At 50.4% G+C, this 14771-nt stretch carries 10 protein-coding genes; 8 read left to right on the forward strand and 2 right to left on the reverse strand.

What is annotated here, in order from left to right:
• Window positions 1–38: 38 nt before the first annotated feature.
• Window positions 39–716: a spondin domain-containing protein gene (locus ACXAFR_RS22825; protein WP_475181373.1), complete on the reverse strand. Its 678-nt coding sequence runs from the start codon at window positions 714–716 to the stop codon at window positions 39–41.
• Window positions 717–890: 174 nt separating this feature from the next.
• Between ACXAFR_RS22825 and ACXAFR_RS22830 the strand changes: the two genes are divergently transcribed.
• Both ACXAFR_RS22830 and ACXAFR_RS22835 read left to right on the forward strand, forming a co-directional pair.
• A complete protein-coding gene (locus ACXAFR_RS22830) occupies window positions 891–1352 on the forward strand; it encodes a methyltransferase family protein (RefSeq protein WP_475181375.1) in 462 nt (153 codons plus the stop codon).
• A 295-nt stretch (window positions 1353–1647) separates the two neighbouring features.
• Window positions 1648–2211 (forward strand): hypothetical protein, encoded by a 564-nt coding sequence (locus tag ACXAFR_RS22835; protein ID WP_475181376.1) that lies wholly within the window; start codon window positions 1648–1650, stop codon window positions 2209–2211.
• Window positions 2212–2222: 11 nt separating this feature from the next.
• Here ACXAFR_RS22835 and ACXAFR_RS22840 read toward each other — a convergent pair whose 3' ends face one another.
• On the reverse strand, window positions 2223–3467 hold the full coding sequence (locus tag ACXAFR_RS22840; RefSeq protein WP_475181379.1) for a hypothetical protein: 1245 nt from the start codon (window positions 3465–3467) through the stop codon (window positions 2223–2225).
• 640 nt (window positions 3468–4107) lie between these two features.
• Between ACXAFR_RS22840 and aldA the strand changes: the two genes are divergently transcribed.
• The 6 genes from aldA (at window position 4108) to ACXAFR_RS22870 (ending at window position 14741) form a co-directional block, all read left to right on the forward strand.
• Window positions 4108–5550, forward strand: a complete 1443-nt coding sequence (aldA, locus tag ACXAFR_RS22845; RefSeq protein WP_475181381.1) for an aldehyde dehydrogenase — start codon at window positions 4108–4110, stop codon at window positions 5548–5550.
• Window positions 5551–6287: 737 nt separating this feature from the next.
• The gene (locus ACXAFR_RS22850) at window positions 6288–8057 is read left to right on the forward strand and encodes a PQQ-dependent dehydrogenase, methanol/ethanol family (protein WP_475181383.1); all 1770 of its coding nucleotides are present in this window, start codon (window positions 6288–6290) and stop codon (window positions 8055–8057) included.
• Window positions 8058–8212: 155 nt separating this feature from the next.
• On the forward strand, window positions 8213–8878 hold the full coding sequence (locus ACXAFR_RS22855; protein ID WP_475181386.1) for a QcrA and Rieske domain-containing protein: 666 nt from the start codon (window positions 8213–8215) through the stop codon (window positions 8876–8878).
• A 1-nt stretch (window position 8879) separates the two neighbouring features.
• Entirely contained in the window at window positions 8880–9332 is a 453-nt protein-coding gene (locus tag ACXAFR_RS22860; protein WP_475181389.1) for a hypothetical protein, read from the forward strand.
• A 117-nt stretch (window positions 9333–9449) separates the two neighbouring features.
• A complete protein-coding gene (locus tag ACXAFR_RS22865) occupies window positions 9450–11423 on the forward strand; it encodes a sigma-54-dependent Fis family transcriptional regulator (RefSeq protein ID WP_475181391.1) in 1974 nt (657 codons plus the stop codon).
• A 9-nt stretch (window positions 11424–11432) separates the two neighbouring features.
• On the forward strand, window positions 11433–14741 hold the full coding sequence (locus ACXAFR_RS22870) for an FG-GAP-like repeat-containing protein (RefSeq protein ID WP_475181393.1): 3309 nt from the start codon (window positions 11433–11435) through the stop codon (window positions 14739–14741).
• Window positions 14742–14771 lie beyond the last annotated feature (30 nt).

Genomic DNA, 14771 nt, shown 5'->3' on the forward strand with positions numbered 1-14771 from the left:
ATTATGGAAACGGATGCTTTTCTAGAAATCTCAATGCATCAAAGTCGCTTGATGGTAATTTTGGCCACAGGATTCCTCCAGTCGTAAGGGACCGGGGGCAACAGTGGTAGGCCGTTGCTGTCGTAGTCACCCAGGTTGTGAAAACCATTACCAATGTGAACAAAGCCCTCGTCGTGATCTGATGGCTCTGGAGAATAGCCCTCGCCACCGCAGATCGGACCGGGAATGTTCACACAGTTTTGATCGTTAAATTCTGTGCCTGCATCGTACGCTGGCGCGAGCAGTGTTTTTGAGCCCTTGTGCGGTAGACGAATCCCGTTGATAGCCACGAAATTATCATTGGTTGGGATCATCATCGCTGCCAGACTGAGAAAACCACCATGTTTTGAACTTGTTATTGTTGCGCTGATGGTTTTTCCTGGCTCTAACAAACCGGGAATGGTTTTGGTATCAAACGCGGTGTTTTCAACGGATTGCGTTAGCGGTGCGGTGTCGCCACCCTCCGCGAGTATTTCCAATTCAGTACTTGCCGGGGCGCCTAGCTTGAATAGCCGCACTGATCGTGGGTGAGTAACCAACAGCTGGGGCGTAAAGCTTTGGCCTGGGGTAATGTTGGTTATGGTGACTTTGTAGGTTACATCACCATTATTTGCGTCTGTGTAGCCCAGGCTGCTGGTGGTCATCATCAATCCAGCGATAAGAAATTTCTTAATCATTTAGCTCTCCACAATGAAATTGAAAAATTGAACGCGATATGCGATCGAATGCAGTTTCGCGGCTCACGGCAAAATGGTTACAAGGTCGTTAAATTTGCTGTCTTGCGTTGTAGGAAAGCCGTAATTTTTTTACATTTGATCCTTTACGATATTGCTGTTGAGAGTCATGACCCTATGAATCGCCTGAATCTTACCGTTCCCCCTGTGATTGTTTTTGCTGTGATTGGTGGGCTTATGCTTTGGAGTGCTGAATTTTTACCGATGATATCTCTGCCAGAGTTATTGCGGCGCACGCTAGCAGGGCTTGTCACTGTCATCAGTGTGGCAATGGGCATTGCGGCGGTGGTTGAATTTCGGCGTTTTAAGACCAGTGTTGATCCCCATCATCCCACCAAAGCTTCTGCTGTCGTCAACACGGGGGTGTACTCACGAACGCGAAACCCGATGTATCTCGGACTGGCATTACTGCTGTTGGCGCTGACTATCGCTAAGGCGTCACCTTTTTTATCGATTGGCGTTGCAGCTTTTGTCGCTTACATCAACAGGTTTCAAATTGTGCCAGAAGAGGCGGTCATGGAGGCAAAGTTTGGCGACGAGTATGTGCGCTATAAAAATGATGTGGGTCGTTGGATTTGATCGATTCAACCGCTGGCTGTACTAATGAACTTTACGCAGGAGGGTAAACCATAGAGAATAGCCGACAGTCGTTGTAAGGCTCTGAGCTATCGTTGTTGCTGTATCGCGCTGGATGAACATTCATTGAAAGGCGCCTCTAAAAATGAGAATTTTTGAGTGAGAGCAAGGAAGTACCGCACGGAAATCCGCAGTTTACATAGAGTAAATGAGGATTTGAGTACGGAACTGACACAGCTATCGTGGAAAAAGGCAGTTTTTAGAGGTGCCCTGAATTCAGAGAGGCAGGATTACGCACATGCATGCAGATACCTACATTGCGCTGCGGGTGGATTCTCCATCCTATGTTGGCCTGAAAACCTTGCTCATATACACGGCGTTGGCTGGCGGTATGCAGGCGTTTGTCTGGGGCGTCTACTCCGGATTTCAGCAATGGTCGAATGGGCATTGTGGCGCCAACAGTGACTGCTTTCATAACATCCAAATGGCATTGTTGGTCGGTCTGTTGATAAGCACTTTGCTGGCTTTGTCATTTTTCGCAGCTTTGTGTCTATTTTTACGACACAGAACAGCACGATGTCGTTATGCGCTGCTCTTTGTCGCCTTGGCTACGGGTGCGATTTCCGGGTTGATCACTGTAAAAAAAATGTATCTGCTGGGAGCGCCCTACGATTTGGTCTTGTGGCCTCTCGTCTATTTCATTATTACCACAACTGTCATTTTCGTATTCTTTCGAAACTATTCGTCTGAACCTGGTCAAACTCGACGCCTTTTCTCGAGATGGATAAGACGAATTGGTCAGCGTTGCTCGGTTCCGTCGATCAAGAAGGCTCTGAATAGAGTTGGTAACGCAGAGCCTTAAATAACCGTTCTTTAGAAATGGAGGGATAGTTCTAAGCTAAGCCCATCCCATTCGGCGTCACCCGTGCCGTCGGTTTTTAACCCTCCTGAGTTTGCCTCCTCGCTCTGGTTGACGTATTCCCCTTTAAGTAAAATGCCTTCATCAAACCAATAGCCGATGCCGACTTGAAATCGCTCCAGTGTATTGTCATCACCTGAAATGTTGTCAGATTCGTTTTCAGACAGGGAATAACGACCAGCAACATAGAGGGACTCTGATAGGGTCCACTTAGTGGTGATACTCAGATAATTCAGTTCTGCATCACTTTCCTCAAATTCCGCGGATCCAAATCCACCAAGGAAACTGTAGCTGTCTTCAGCGACACCATAAAAGCCCTGTAGCAGAAAGCTGTCGTTAGAATAGTGAAGGTCGGCCTGCCAGATGGTGGCATCGATCGCTGGGATAACGGCAACGTGTGTGGAACGCGTAGAGGGGCCTCCCAACGAAAACTCATAGTTGTCACCGTCGCCCATGCCAATGGCTGAATTCACCGCACCGCCGTCCGCCAGAGTACACACGCCTCCGAGACACTCCGCATCGCCAGTGGTTTGGAAAACGCCAAAACCTACGCCAAAGCCGCTGTCCAAGGCGTAGGTGAGATTGGCCTTGTAGTTGTAGCCCGCGCCGTCGCTGAAGTCCGACGAAAATGAAGGCGTCGATACAGTGAAGTCCCAAAGCAGATTGCCGTTGCTAAATGGCTGTTTACCGGTGAGCCAAATGCCTTCTTCTGCGGTGACCATATCCACAGGGGTGTTACCGATGAGAGGGTTGGCTTGTACAGAGGCCCCATCAGAATAGTAAAAGTAAGATAGGGCGCCCGGGTAGGCTATGATGTTGCCAATTCTGACAGAGTTGTTCTCGTTTAATGTCACTTCCACCCACGCCAAATCCTGTGAGATTGCGAAGGGGGTTACCCCTGCGAAATCATTCGGTTCTTCCGCCAGCTCTGCAAATATGCTGACGCGATCATTGATTTGAGCGTTGATGTTTAGTGAAAACCGGATCCGCTGAAATCCAGATTGCGCTTCTTCATCTGTTCCAATGGAGCTGTTTTTGTCAACTTCAATGGCCGATTGCCAGCCCTGAGCAAGATAGCCCCCAAGCTCTATGCGATCCATCCAATCTTTGGTTTCTGCGTTGGCTACATTTGCTGCACAGATAAGTGGTGATGCAGTAAGAAGTGTTTTGATTGTCAAACGGTATTGGTTCTTTTCCATGGTGGCTCCTTATTGATTTTATTCTGCCTACCCAGATGCCTCCGGATTTTGTCCGTAAGTTACCTTGGTCGCTCGCGTTTTTATTGAACGCGCTAACATCGGCATGTCAGCGCTGTTCAAGGTTCCTTTAGCAAGCATTGCTCCACGTCGAAAAAATTCCCCAAAGTGTTTTGCAACAATGAGTAAATGTTTCAATAGTTTGATGGAGATAGACTTTTTGACTTCGGGTGCTTTTATCAGTTTTCCCGAACAGATATAAAATTAGGTGCTGCGCAGCGATGTCCTGCGACACTTGTTGCAATCAGTGAAAGAAAGTTCGGTAAAATCGGCGACAAAGATCAAACTGTCTGACGCCTTCCCAAAGGTCATAGGCATCGTTAATGCCTCAGAGGCACACATACGTCCTGACTTTTTAATGCTAATTTAGCGGCTTGATGCAAACATAAAATTTGAAATAGAAAGGCACAAACCCTGCATTAGCAATCACGTCTGACTTTTCGCTACATCATTCTTTTACAAGTCGGCAACCTTCTCTTTGCTCGATGACACCGCCTTCGATTTACGGGCTGTCTGTTAAACGCCGTAACAGTTGGTGTACTGAGCATTACCGATAACCGAAGCACACAATAGGAAATAGGTTATGGATACTTCTGTATCAGAATATAAAAATTATATTGATGGGGCCTTTTGCGCATCGGCTGATTCGATGCTGGAGGTGCTTAATCCTGCCAGTGGTGCTCTGTTGGGATATATCCCTGAGACTCAAGGCGCGGAGGTCGAGCGTGCGATATTGGCGGCACGCCGCGTCCAGAAGTCATGGGCAAGAATTCCTGCTATTGAGCGCGCAGCGTATCTACACCGTGTCGCCGATGGTATTCGCGCTCGCAAAGCCTTATTTGCAGAAACGATATTGCGAGAGCAGGGCAAGATACGAGGATTGGCGGAAGTCGAAGTCGACGTGACGGCAGGGTATTTTGACTATATGGCGGAGTGGGGGCGGCGTATCGAAGGGGAAATTGTTGAAAGCGATCGGCGCGATGAAAATATTTTTCTGTTCCGCAAGCCGCTCGGCGTTGTCGCGGGTATATTGCCGTGGAATTTTCCCTTCTTCCTTATTGCCCGCAAGATGGCGTCAGCGTTGATTACTGGTAATACAGTCGTCATTAAGCCCAGCGAAGAAACGCCGATCAATGCCTTCCTGTTTGCTGAGGTCGCTGCAGCGGCTGAGCTGCCAGCCGGCGTGTTTAATTTGGTCGGAGGTACGGGTGGCACCGTTGGTCATCACCTGGCGAGCTCTGCACAAGTCGATATGATCAGCTTTACCGGTAGTGTCGCGACAGGCTCAAAAATCATGGCGGCTGCCTCTGAGCACATAACCAAGGTCAACTTAGAATTAGGCGGTAAAGCCCCTGCGATTGTCCTTGCCGATGCTGATATCGATCTGGCGGTTAAGGCGATTCGCGATTCCCGAATCATTAATACTGGCCAAGTGTGTAACTGTGCCGAACGAGTGTATTTGCAATCGAGTATCGCCGATGAATTTTTGGATAAAATGAGTCAAGCCATGGCGTCCACTCGTTATGGCGACCCGTCTCTTGATGCAGAGGTCGAAATGGGGCCGCTGATTAATCGGATTGGATTAGAAAAAGTGGAGGCCATTGTTAATGAGGCCGTTGCACAAGGCGCTCAGGTCCTGACGGGGGGCGCACGAGCCGATCTGGAGTCTGGGTTCCATTATCAGCCAACGTTGTTGGCCGGTTGTACCAGTGATATGCCGATCATGCGCAATGAAATATTTGGCCCAGTCTTACCTGTGCAGATTGTGGATAATTATGATGAGGCAATCGAGCAAGCGAATGACAGTGTCTATGGACTGACATCCTCAATTTACACAAAGGATTTGAGTCTTGCGATGCGTGCCTGTCGAGACCTGGATTACGGAGAAACCTACGTGAATCGCGAGAACTTTGAAGCGATTCAGGGTTTTCATGCTGGGCGTCGAAAATCCGGCCTTGGCGGCGCTGACGGTAAGCATGGGCTTTATGAAAATACGACAACACACGTTGCCTATATTGATTTCTAGTCTCCATTGAGTGCTCGTTTAGCAGGTCTTTGATTTGCATTTTCGAGGCAAGTTCTGCAAGACATAAAACAGGCGAAACAAGGGCGTTTATGTGTGATAGATGACCGAATTGAGCCTGTTTTTAACGCCGCAGAGGCGACATTCTCTTTTCTTGTAAGACACACCTCTCGCAATTTTTAGCGAGTCCTTTCCGGTTTTCTTCTCTTTTCGACCTTTCTTTATTCTCAGCTTCTTTGTTGAGAAGCCACTTGTCGCGACCTTTCTGCTCTGGATGTGGATAGTGTCGCGACAGCTGTCGCACGAAGGTGAACGCTTTTTGACAGACGCGCGTTAACTCAGTCAGCGAACCTACGCTCTTCTCCAAATTATTACGGCATAGCATTATTAACTTGTTGAAATTAAAAGATAAAAATAGACTTCAGAAAATTCATAAAAATCCTAACTGGCACCCCAGTTTTCTGAATGTCATGGCACAGCTAGTGCTAATTAAGTCCTGCTGGATGGCGTTAGGCGACCGATAGTGACGTTAAACACAAAAAAAGATCAATGGCTTTATCGGGGATGTTGCCAAGAAACCAAGGAGCAATTGGCGCGGTCGTGTCGGGCGTCGAATGAGCTTTCGTAACCGCTTCTTAGGAAGTTCGTTGAGAATAGCGTTTGCGTCAACGTTCTGTTACGGCCAAACCCAAGCAACCTCAGGATAATTAAAACGATAGGAGTGCGATAGGATGCATTTTTTGAAGAAATCCCTTTCACTGGCTTGCGGAATTTCTCTTGCGATTCCCTACTTAGTTGATGCTCAAACTCTCACTAAGTTGCACAAAAAAATTGAAGACTACACCCCGGTTACGCACAAGCGTTTGGTTGATGCAGATCCGAAAGACTGGTTGTTGCCCAAAGGTAACTATGAGGGGTGGATGTACAGTAAGTTAAAAGAAATAAACGTCAAGAATGTCGATCAACTAAAGCCGGTATGGAGCTATTCCACAAATTTGGATTCCGGTCATCAGGCGCCGGCGTTAGTCAATGACGGTGTGATGTTTGTGGCCACTCCCTACAATCATGTGTTAGCGCTTGATGCGAAAACCGGTCAGCTGTTTTGGCGCTACGAACATGATAATCCTTATGATCTTAGCGTAATGCACAACACCAGTCGCGGTGTTGCTTTATGGGAAAATAAAGTCGTTGTCGCAGGTCTCGATGGTACGATCAATACGCTGGATGCAAAAACCGGCGAGCGGCTCTGCCAGCATAAGGTGGGTGACTGGAGCACAGGAGCTTACATTACATCGGCACCCTTGGTTGTCAAAGGTAAAGCCATGGTTGGTCCTTCTGGTGGTGAATTCGGTGTGCGCGGCTTTTTAGAAGCGACCGATGTGGATACCTGTGAATCAGCGTGGAAAACCTACAGTGTCCCTGGGCCGGGTGAAAAGGGCCATGAGACCTGGAAAGCAGAGGGGCAGCGGCCCGATGCCTGGAAGTATGGTGGTGGCAGCATGTGGATGCCTGGCAATTACGATTCGAAAAATGACATTCTCTACTGGGGCGTAGGGAATGGTTCGCCCTGGTTGGGCGACCAGCGCCCCGGTGACAATCTCTACGTCGCCTCGACAGTTGCGATGGACCCGGACGATGGCGCGATCGAAGGCCACTATCAATATCACTGGAACGATTCGTGGGATTGGGCGGCGATGAACGCGCCTATGTTGATCGACATTGAAAATAAAAAAGGTAAGAAAAAAACCGGATTGGTGACGCCTCAGAGAAATGGTTACCTCTATTGGTTGGAGCGCGGTAAAAAAGGCGAGATATCCTACGTTGAGGGTATGCCTTATGTGTACAACAACGCCTTTGTTGAGCTGGATGAAAAGACCGGTCGCCCATCCTATGATCCAGAGCATGTTCCTGTCACCGGTAAACGCGTGGATTATTGTCCAAGTCTTTGGGGCGGTAAAAATTATCCCTACGAAGCCTATAACCCCAATACCGGGCTGGTTTATATCCCCTCGAATGACAATTTGTGTAATTCCTTTGTCGGCTTGTTTCAAGAGGACATTGATCCTGCTTCCGGTCAGTTTTGGGCAGGAATCGATATACCGGATCTCGATGTTTATATCCGAGAGCCCGGTAAGTCTGTGGGCAAGATGCAAGCTTGGGATATCGAAAAGAAAGAGCTGGTATGGAGTCATGAATACGGTCGGACGATGACCTGGGGCAGTGTTCTCACCACTGCGGGTGGTTTGGTCTTTAGTGCCGGAACCAACGATCGGATGTTGCGCGCGTTCGATGCCAAATCCGGCGATGTTGTTTGGGAGTTCCCTCTAAATTCAACAGCGATCGCGCCACCGACAACCTACACCGTCGATGGCAAACAATATCTTGCCGTCGTCGCTGGCTATGGTGTTGATGCGGCATGGACAAACAGTGTGCTGTCAGAACTTGATGATCAATGGAACGCCGATGTGCCCGAGGGCGGTGTGATCTGGGTTTTCGCTCTCCCAGAATAACTCACTACCTATCAAGTAAGTTTCAATGAATACACGGTGCAACAGATAGGGTTTCCCCAAAGGTGTATTCATTCATTGCAACGGGTTAGTGACTTGAGCTGCCCGCTAGCGGGCAGCCTGCCACTGTTTAAACCAATGATTGACGAGTAGAACCAATGACCAAGCGAGATTCAAACAAGACGACACAGGGTTGCAATCGCTGTCCACATGCTGGTCGTGGAGAGACCTCCATCGAGCGGCGAGATTTTTTGCGACAGGCGGGCAGTGTCTTACCACTGCTGGCCATCAGCCGTTATGCTGCGGCGCAAGAGTCTTCAGAACAAGATAATGCCGCCGTTAGTTTGCCTCCTCAAGCGGGCGATAGGTTGACCTTCTATGCAAAAAGTAAACGAGGAAAGATTCTCAAGGTAGATGATATTCCGCTGGCCGATAAGCAAATTCTCGTGCTGCCAATGGATAAGGAAACCGGTGTTGTTCGCGACGGATCGCGCTATAACCCCATTCTGCTGCAAAAATTTGCCACCACCGAATTGGATGAAGCAACCCTGGCCCGGTCGGCGGATGGTGTCGTGGCCTATTCCGCCATCTGCACTCATACCGGATGCTTGGTATCCAGCTGGGATCGAAAACAACAGGCATACATGTGTCCCTGCCACCAGAGTGTTTATGATCCTCGGAACTCTGCTGGCGTCGTCTCCGGCCCTGCCCCTCGGTCCTTACCCGGGTTGCCCGTCGGCGTTGAAAATGATGAGCTGATTGTCGCTGGTGATTTTAATCAGGCAGTCGGCTTTGGCAAAAATTTCGGACCGCGAGGAGGTTAGTATGCTGCGGCTTTTCTTGTTTGTCGTCGCCGTCTCCTTTTCGGCGTTCACCCTGGCGGCGGCGCGACCCATCACGGGTGTGTCTTGCGATGGCGGATTTTATATTCGCACGCCGGATAAGCACATTCACTGGGTCGACATAGATAACCAGCAACGGGAGCAAGTCTACGGCGGAGAAAACGAACTCTACGCCATGATGCAGTGTGATCACGGCGTAGTCAGTGTCTGGCAACGCCCGACAGAAGGGGGCTTTCAGGCGTTTTACAGTCCAACCTGTCGGTCGATTGGCGTTGAAGCTGGAGAGACCCGTTTGCTGTATGAAGGCAAACTTGCGATAACCCGCTTTGAGAGAGATGACACAGCCCTGATTACCACCTTGGCAGACGGGTCTCAGTGGCGTGGCGAGAGTTGTGAGTCCATGAGAAGTCTGGGCGCGCGGGTGTCCGCACCGTGAGATCCTCATCGGAAACTGGAGCCAATGTCCAATTTACCACGTCAGTGTAAGTGTGTTATTGGTAACAGACTCTGAAAACACTTGATCGATAACTATAAAAACAGTGAGTAGATTCTTATGCAATCAATACCCAGGTACGGGAATACTGAGCAAAATCCGGCGTCCAGGGCCGTCGATTCCGCCCAGGTGTTGCACAGCTTGCAATTACGAATTGATCAATCCTGGCAGCGTTGTGCTACGGACTACAGTCTTGATCGCGATAGTCAATCTCGAATCCGCATTGTTACGTCGACCGAGTTGCGTGAGTATCGTCAGCGTATGGAAGACTTTTTGCGGGTGGCCAGTGGCGGTGTCAAAGCGTTACATCAACGCTTGTCGGGGCTGGGCTACATCGCAATGCTCGTGGACCACAGTGGTACGGCGTTGAGCGTCCATCAGAGTGCGACCATCGTTGACGACTGTCGGCGTATGGGGCTGGTTCCTGGCGCAAGATGGGACGAAGCCCACAATGGAACGACCGGGGTCGGTACGTCAATCGTTGATGAAAAAGCGGTGCTCGTCCATAGAAACGAGCATTTTCTTGAGTCGATGAAGCCACTGAGCTGCTCTGCCTGCCCCATTTTCGACAGCGACGGCCAATTGATTGCTTGTCTCAATGTAACCAGTATTAACAGTAAGATCGATAAAGAGCGGGAGCTGATGACCTTCCAGCTGGTCAAAATGTTCGCTCAGATGATCGAGAATTCTTTTTTCCGCTTTCAGTATCGGGATAACTTTATTCTTAGTATGAGTGCAGATCACTCATACTTTGATGATCCCTGTAGCGGTATGCTGGCGTTAGATGACCAGGGGGCTGTTATTGCAGCGAATAAAAAAGCGATGAATGAATTTGTCTGGCCCGGTGGCAGCGGGTATCGCCGGGGCTTACATCTGAACGAACTTGGATTGATTGAATCTCGTGATGTTTTCGATACCCACGAGATCAATTTTCACGTCCAGTCGCAATCAGATTCCGCCATCAACTCAATCCATGTTGGCGTCTCCCGCCCGGCCAGCTATTTCAAGCGTAGTAGCCACAGTGTACACCTGCGTCAGGAAAAGGCGTCGACAAGCATCCCTCAGGGCGAACCCAGTTCGTCTCCGTCTCTACAGGAGTTACAGGGGCGAGATGGGTTTTTAACGAAAACCGTGGGCCGACTGCTGAGAGTGATCGACCGGGATATTCCGATGTTGATCACCGGAGAAACCGGTTCTGGCAAAGAAGCGTTTGCGCAGGCAATCCATCGCGCGAGCCAGAGAGCCAATGCGCCGTTTGTCGCGATGAATTGCGCAGCGATTCCGGAGACGTTGATCGAAAGTGAACTCTTTGGGTATGAATCGGGGAGCTTTACCGGTGCGCGTCGCGGAGGCATGAAAGGCAAGCTATTGCTGGCCCAGCAGGGTACTTTGTTTCTCGATGAAATCGGCGATATGCCGTATCCATTACAAACCCGTTTACTGAGAGTTTTAGCCGAGCGGGAGGTTGTTCCCCTGGGGGCTTCTCAGGCCGTTCCATTGGATCTGCAGATCATCGCTGCGACCCATCAGGATCTGCAGGAAAAAATACGTACCAAAGCGTTTCGAGAGGATCTCTATTATCGTTTGAACGGGATGACCGTGCAGCTGCCGCCGGTTCGAGATCGCAGTGATAAAGTGGAGTTGATACACCGAATTTTTACTCTGGAAAATCAAAATCAGCCGGTAGAGTTTGATGAGGAGTCGTTGCGCTTGCTGGCGAATTACCCCTGGCCGGGCAACGTTCGGGAAGTAAAACACGTCGCTCGATTGGCGCTCGCGTTTGCAGACTCGAATCACATTGACGCGGAATGCCTGCCGGACGTTATCCAAAATTCGGTTGCTGGAAGTCAGCTCTCCAAGATTGCTGAAGATCAAATACAGGGCTTTTCAGAAAAGCAGGCATTATTGGAACAGTTAAACCGGCATCGCTGGAACGTGCAAAAAGCGGCAAAGGCGCTCGGGATAAATCGCAGTACGCTCTATCGGAAAATGAAGTTATTTCAGATCGTCTCACCGAACGAACAGTGTCGTTGAGGCGCGTCAATGTCACGTTTTTTAAGGCTGCCCCTTGGCGGCATCGGTGTATCTCTGCTCTGTGTATCGTTGTTGGCGTCCGCCGGTCTGGAAGCTGGTGACGAAGGTCAAGTTGAATGGCAGGCCGCTCATAGAGAATTACAGGACCAGCTGGGTCAATACAGTCTCTCACAGTTGCAAATTTCGGACGCACACTTGCCGAAGGCATCCACGGCGATGGTGCACCTTGGGCGCGAGCTTTTTTTCTCCAAAAGCCTCAGTGGGAGTTACGATGTTGCTTGCGCAAGTTGTCACCATCCACATCTGGCGGGCGGTGATGGGCTCAGTTTGCCCGTAGGAGTGGAAGCTGTGGTGCCGGATCTGCTGGGGCCCGGCAGACAACATGACTGGCAAGCGTCTTTAGATCCGAAAGCGGATGGCTTGCCGAATGTGAGCCGACATTCACCAACAACCTTTAACTCTGCGTTTTATCGCAAGGCGCTCTTTGATGATGGGCGGGTTTTCGTGTTGCCCGATGATCCGAATGGCGATCCTAATGCCCAGGCTTATCGAACGCCAGACAGTAATTTATGGCGGCCCGATTCTGTGCAGGAAGACGCCCTGTTGAATGTGCAAACGCGTTTTCCCGTCGTCGCCACTGAGGAAATGTTGGGATATACCTTCGGTGAAGGCTTGGACAACCACGGTGTTCGCCAGGGGCTAGCGGTACGCCTGCAGTCTCTTGCCGGTGATGGTCGGCGGGGAAGTTGGTTGTATTTGTTTCGTCAGGCATTTCCTGAGATTACACCAGCCGATGCCGCGCACTTGATTACCTTTGATAACCTGCAGAAAGCCATCGGTGCTTACCAACAGAGTCAGGTGCTCATTAACAGTCCGTGGAAGCGCTATCTCGATGGCGATTCCAGGGCGCTTTCCGTATCTGCGCTGCGCGGTGCGAAACTGTTTTTCTCCCCAGCGGAAGAAGGTGGCGCTGGCTGTGTTGGTTGCCATCTTCCGCCTTTTTTCAGCGACGAAGATTATCATGTCCTCGCGGTTCCTCAGTTTGGGAGAGGGAAAAATGCGGACGGTTCCGATTACGGACGTTATGCCGTAAACCGTCGACCGAAGGATCGCTACAAGTTCCGTACGCCATCGCTATTAAACGTTGCGGAGACGGCGCCCTACGGCCACACAGGCAGCTTCCTGTCTTTGTCCGATATGGTTGCGCATCATCTACGCCCGGCAGAGTCTCTCGCCGATTTTGACTTTCGATTTACCGATAACCTGCAGTTAGCAGCTTACAGCGATCATCTGCAGGAAGCGCGATCGCTGAGTTTCGCGGCGCTCGAAACACTTCAGCAATCTCAGCAAACCAAGGCGAGCAAGTTACCGGTGTTTGATGAGAGTGCCTTGCAGTGGCTGCCGGACCTGGTCGCTTTTTTAAACAGCCTGACCGACCCATGTATAAAAGACGATACCTGTGTTGCACAGTGGGTCCCGAATGAGGAAGACCCCGCGCCAGATTCTCACCGGTTGCGGGCGACATTTTCATCGGAGAACAAACCGCCGTCGTCATCCTCAACTTGGAATAAAAACAACAAACTCGTTTCTCAAAAAATACAGAGTCATCCTGTGGCGGCGGAAATTTTTGTCGATCATTGTATTGGGCCTGTAGCAGAAGCGGCAACCACAGAGAAAATTGAAGTAGCGAAGGGTTTGCAATTTGAGGAGGTTTCGGTCGAGGAGGGGTTGGTTATGCCCGCGCCTACAGATTGGTCCATGTACTCACTCAAAAATGCTCAGCGCTTATTGTTTAGTGGTGGTATCGCCGCCGGTGATGTCAATGGTGATTGCCTTGTCGATATTTTTATCCCTGGCGGGGTGCAAGGTATCGAGGCGTTATTCATCAATCATGGCGAAGACGGATTCATCAATGAAAGTCATGGGTGGGGCCTGTCGAATTTGACGATGCCACTATCTTCTCTTTCCAATGGCGCGGCCATGGCAGATCTGGATGGTGATGGCCGATTGGATCTGTTGGTCAGCCAGCTGGCGACCGCAAGCCATGTAGCGGAGCGCGAGGATCAATCTGCGCCCGCAACACTGACCCGTCCAAGGCTGCTGTTGAATCGCGACGACCAGTTTGTTGAGCTGTCCACTTCAGGTTTTGCGGCAGAGGCAACCAGCTGGTCTTTTGGTGTTGGCGACTATGATGTCGACGGCGATCTCGATGTTTTCACGACCCACTGGCGAGGGCCTGGTGTTGGCGGTCGTCATCCTAACCACCTCTGGCGCAACGATCTTGAACAGGGGGCGTTGCGTTTCTTTCCTGCGGATAAGGACGCAGGTCTGGCGGGGTTGATCGGTCAAACGGATTTCACGTTTACGGGTATCTTTTCTGATGTGACCCGCAATGGATTTCCGGACTTGCTGGTGGCGGCCGATTTTGAAAGCAGTCAGTTTTACCGCAACACTGGGGGGCAATTTCAACGGCGTACAGACACTCGCTACATCAACGATGAAAACGGCATGGGCGCCGCGGTTGCAGACTACGATAATGATGGTGATTTCGACTGGTTTGTATCGAGTATTTGGGATCCGAACGGTCGTCCGGAAGGTAACTGGGGTGTCAGTGGCAATCGACTCTACCAAAATACGGATATCGCCTTTAAGGATGTTGCCAGCCAGCTCAATATCAAAAAGGGATATTGGGGTTGGGGAGCTTGTTTCGCCGATTTCGATAATGATCAGTGGCAGGATCTTTTCCACGTCACTGGATTCGATTTACCTCAGCCTCTCGCGCGACAGTTCCGTCACCCCGCTGCCTACGGACAGCTGAAACGAACCATGAGTGAATTCGAGCACACACCCAGTGTCTTGTTTAGGGCGGATGGCGATGGCGGATTCGACGAGCAGGCACAGGCGGCAGGTATTCGTGACAGAGCGTCCGGGCGGGGTGTGGTGTGCTTCGATTATGATCGCGATGGTGATATCGATATTCTGGTTGCCAATCACGGTGGCAATCCCTCCCTTTACCGGAATCTGTCTCGCCAGAATGGTCAAAACCACTTCCTTCAGGTCTCGTTGCAGCACACTGGCAGTCATAATCACTTTGCCATTGGGGCGAAAGTTACATTGCGATTGGGCGAAACTCAGCTGATACGTGAGGTTCAAGCGGGAGGAGGTTATTTGAGCGGCGGGCCGCCAGATGTCCATTTCGGGGTGGGCACTGCAGACGTCATCGACGAGGTCATTGTCGACTGGCCAGATGGCGGCCAGTCACGATTTAACGATGTCACAACGAATCAAATGTTGCTGATCAAGCGCCCCATCCCATGAAAAGGGGGCGCCAGTATTTCCTTTCTCAGT

The sequence above is a fragment of the Pseudomaricurvus sp. ABR4_320 genome, from assembly GCF_056159445.1.

Excerpts from the sequence above, each read along its gene's own strand:
- ACXAFR_RS22860 (WP_475181389.1), top strand. The coding sequence starts at position 8,880 with ATGCTGCGGCTTTTCTTGTTTGTCGTCGCCGTCTCCTTTTCGGCGTTC.
- aldA (WP_475181381.1), top strand. The coding sequence starts at position 4,108 with ATGGATACTTCTGTATCAGAATATAAAAATTATATTGATGGGGCCTTT.
- ACXAFR_RS22840 (WP_475181379.1), bottom strand. The coding sequence starts at position 3,467 with ATGGAAAAGAACCAATACCGTTTGACAATCAAAACACTTCTTACTGCA.
- ACXAFR_RS22835 (WP_475181376.1), top strand. The coding sequence starts at position 1,648 with ATGCATGCAGATACCTACATTGCGCTGCGGGTGGATTCTCCATCCTAT.
- ACXAFR_RS22825 (WP_475181373.1), bottom strand. The coding sequence starts at position 716 with ATGATTAAGAAATTTCTTATCGCTGGATTGATGATGACCACCAGCAGC.
- ACXAFR_RS22855 (WP_475181386.1), top strand. The coding sequence starts at position 8,213 with ATGACCAAGCGAGATTCAAACAAGACGACACAGGGTTGCAATCGCTGT.
- ACXAFR_RS22870 (WP_475181393.1), top strand. The coding sequence starts at position 11,433 with ATGTCACGTTTTTTAAGGCTGCCCCTTGGCGGCATCGGTGTATCTCTG.
- ACXAFR_RS22830 (WP_475181375.1), top strand. The coding sequence starts at position 891 with ATGAATCGCCTGAATCTTACCGTTCCCCCTGTGATTGTTTTTGCTGTG.
- ACXAFR_RS22865 (WP_475181391.1), top strand. The coding sequence starts at position 9,450 with ATGCAATCAATACCCAGGTACGGGAATACTGAGCAAAATCCGGCGTCC.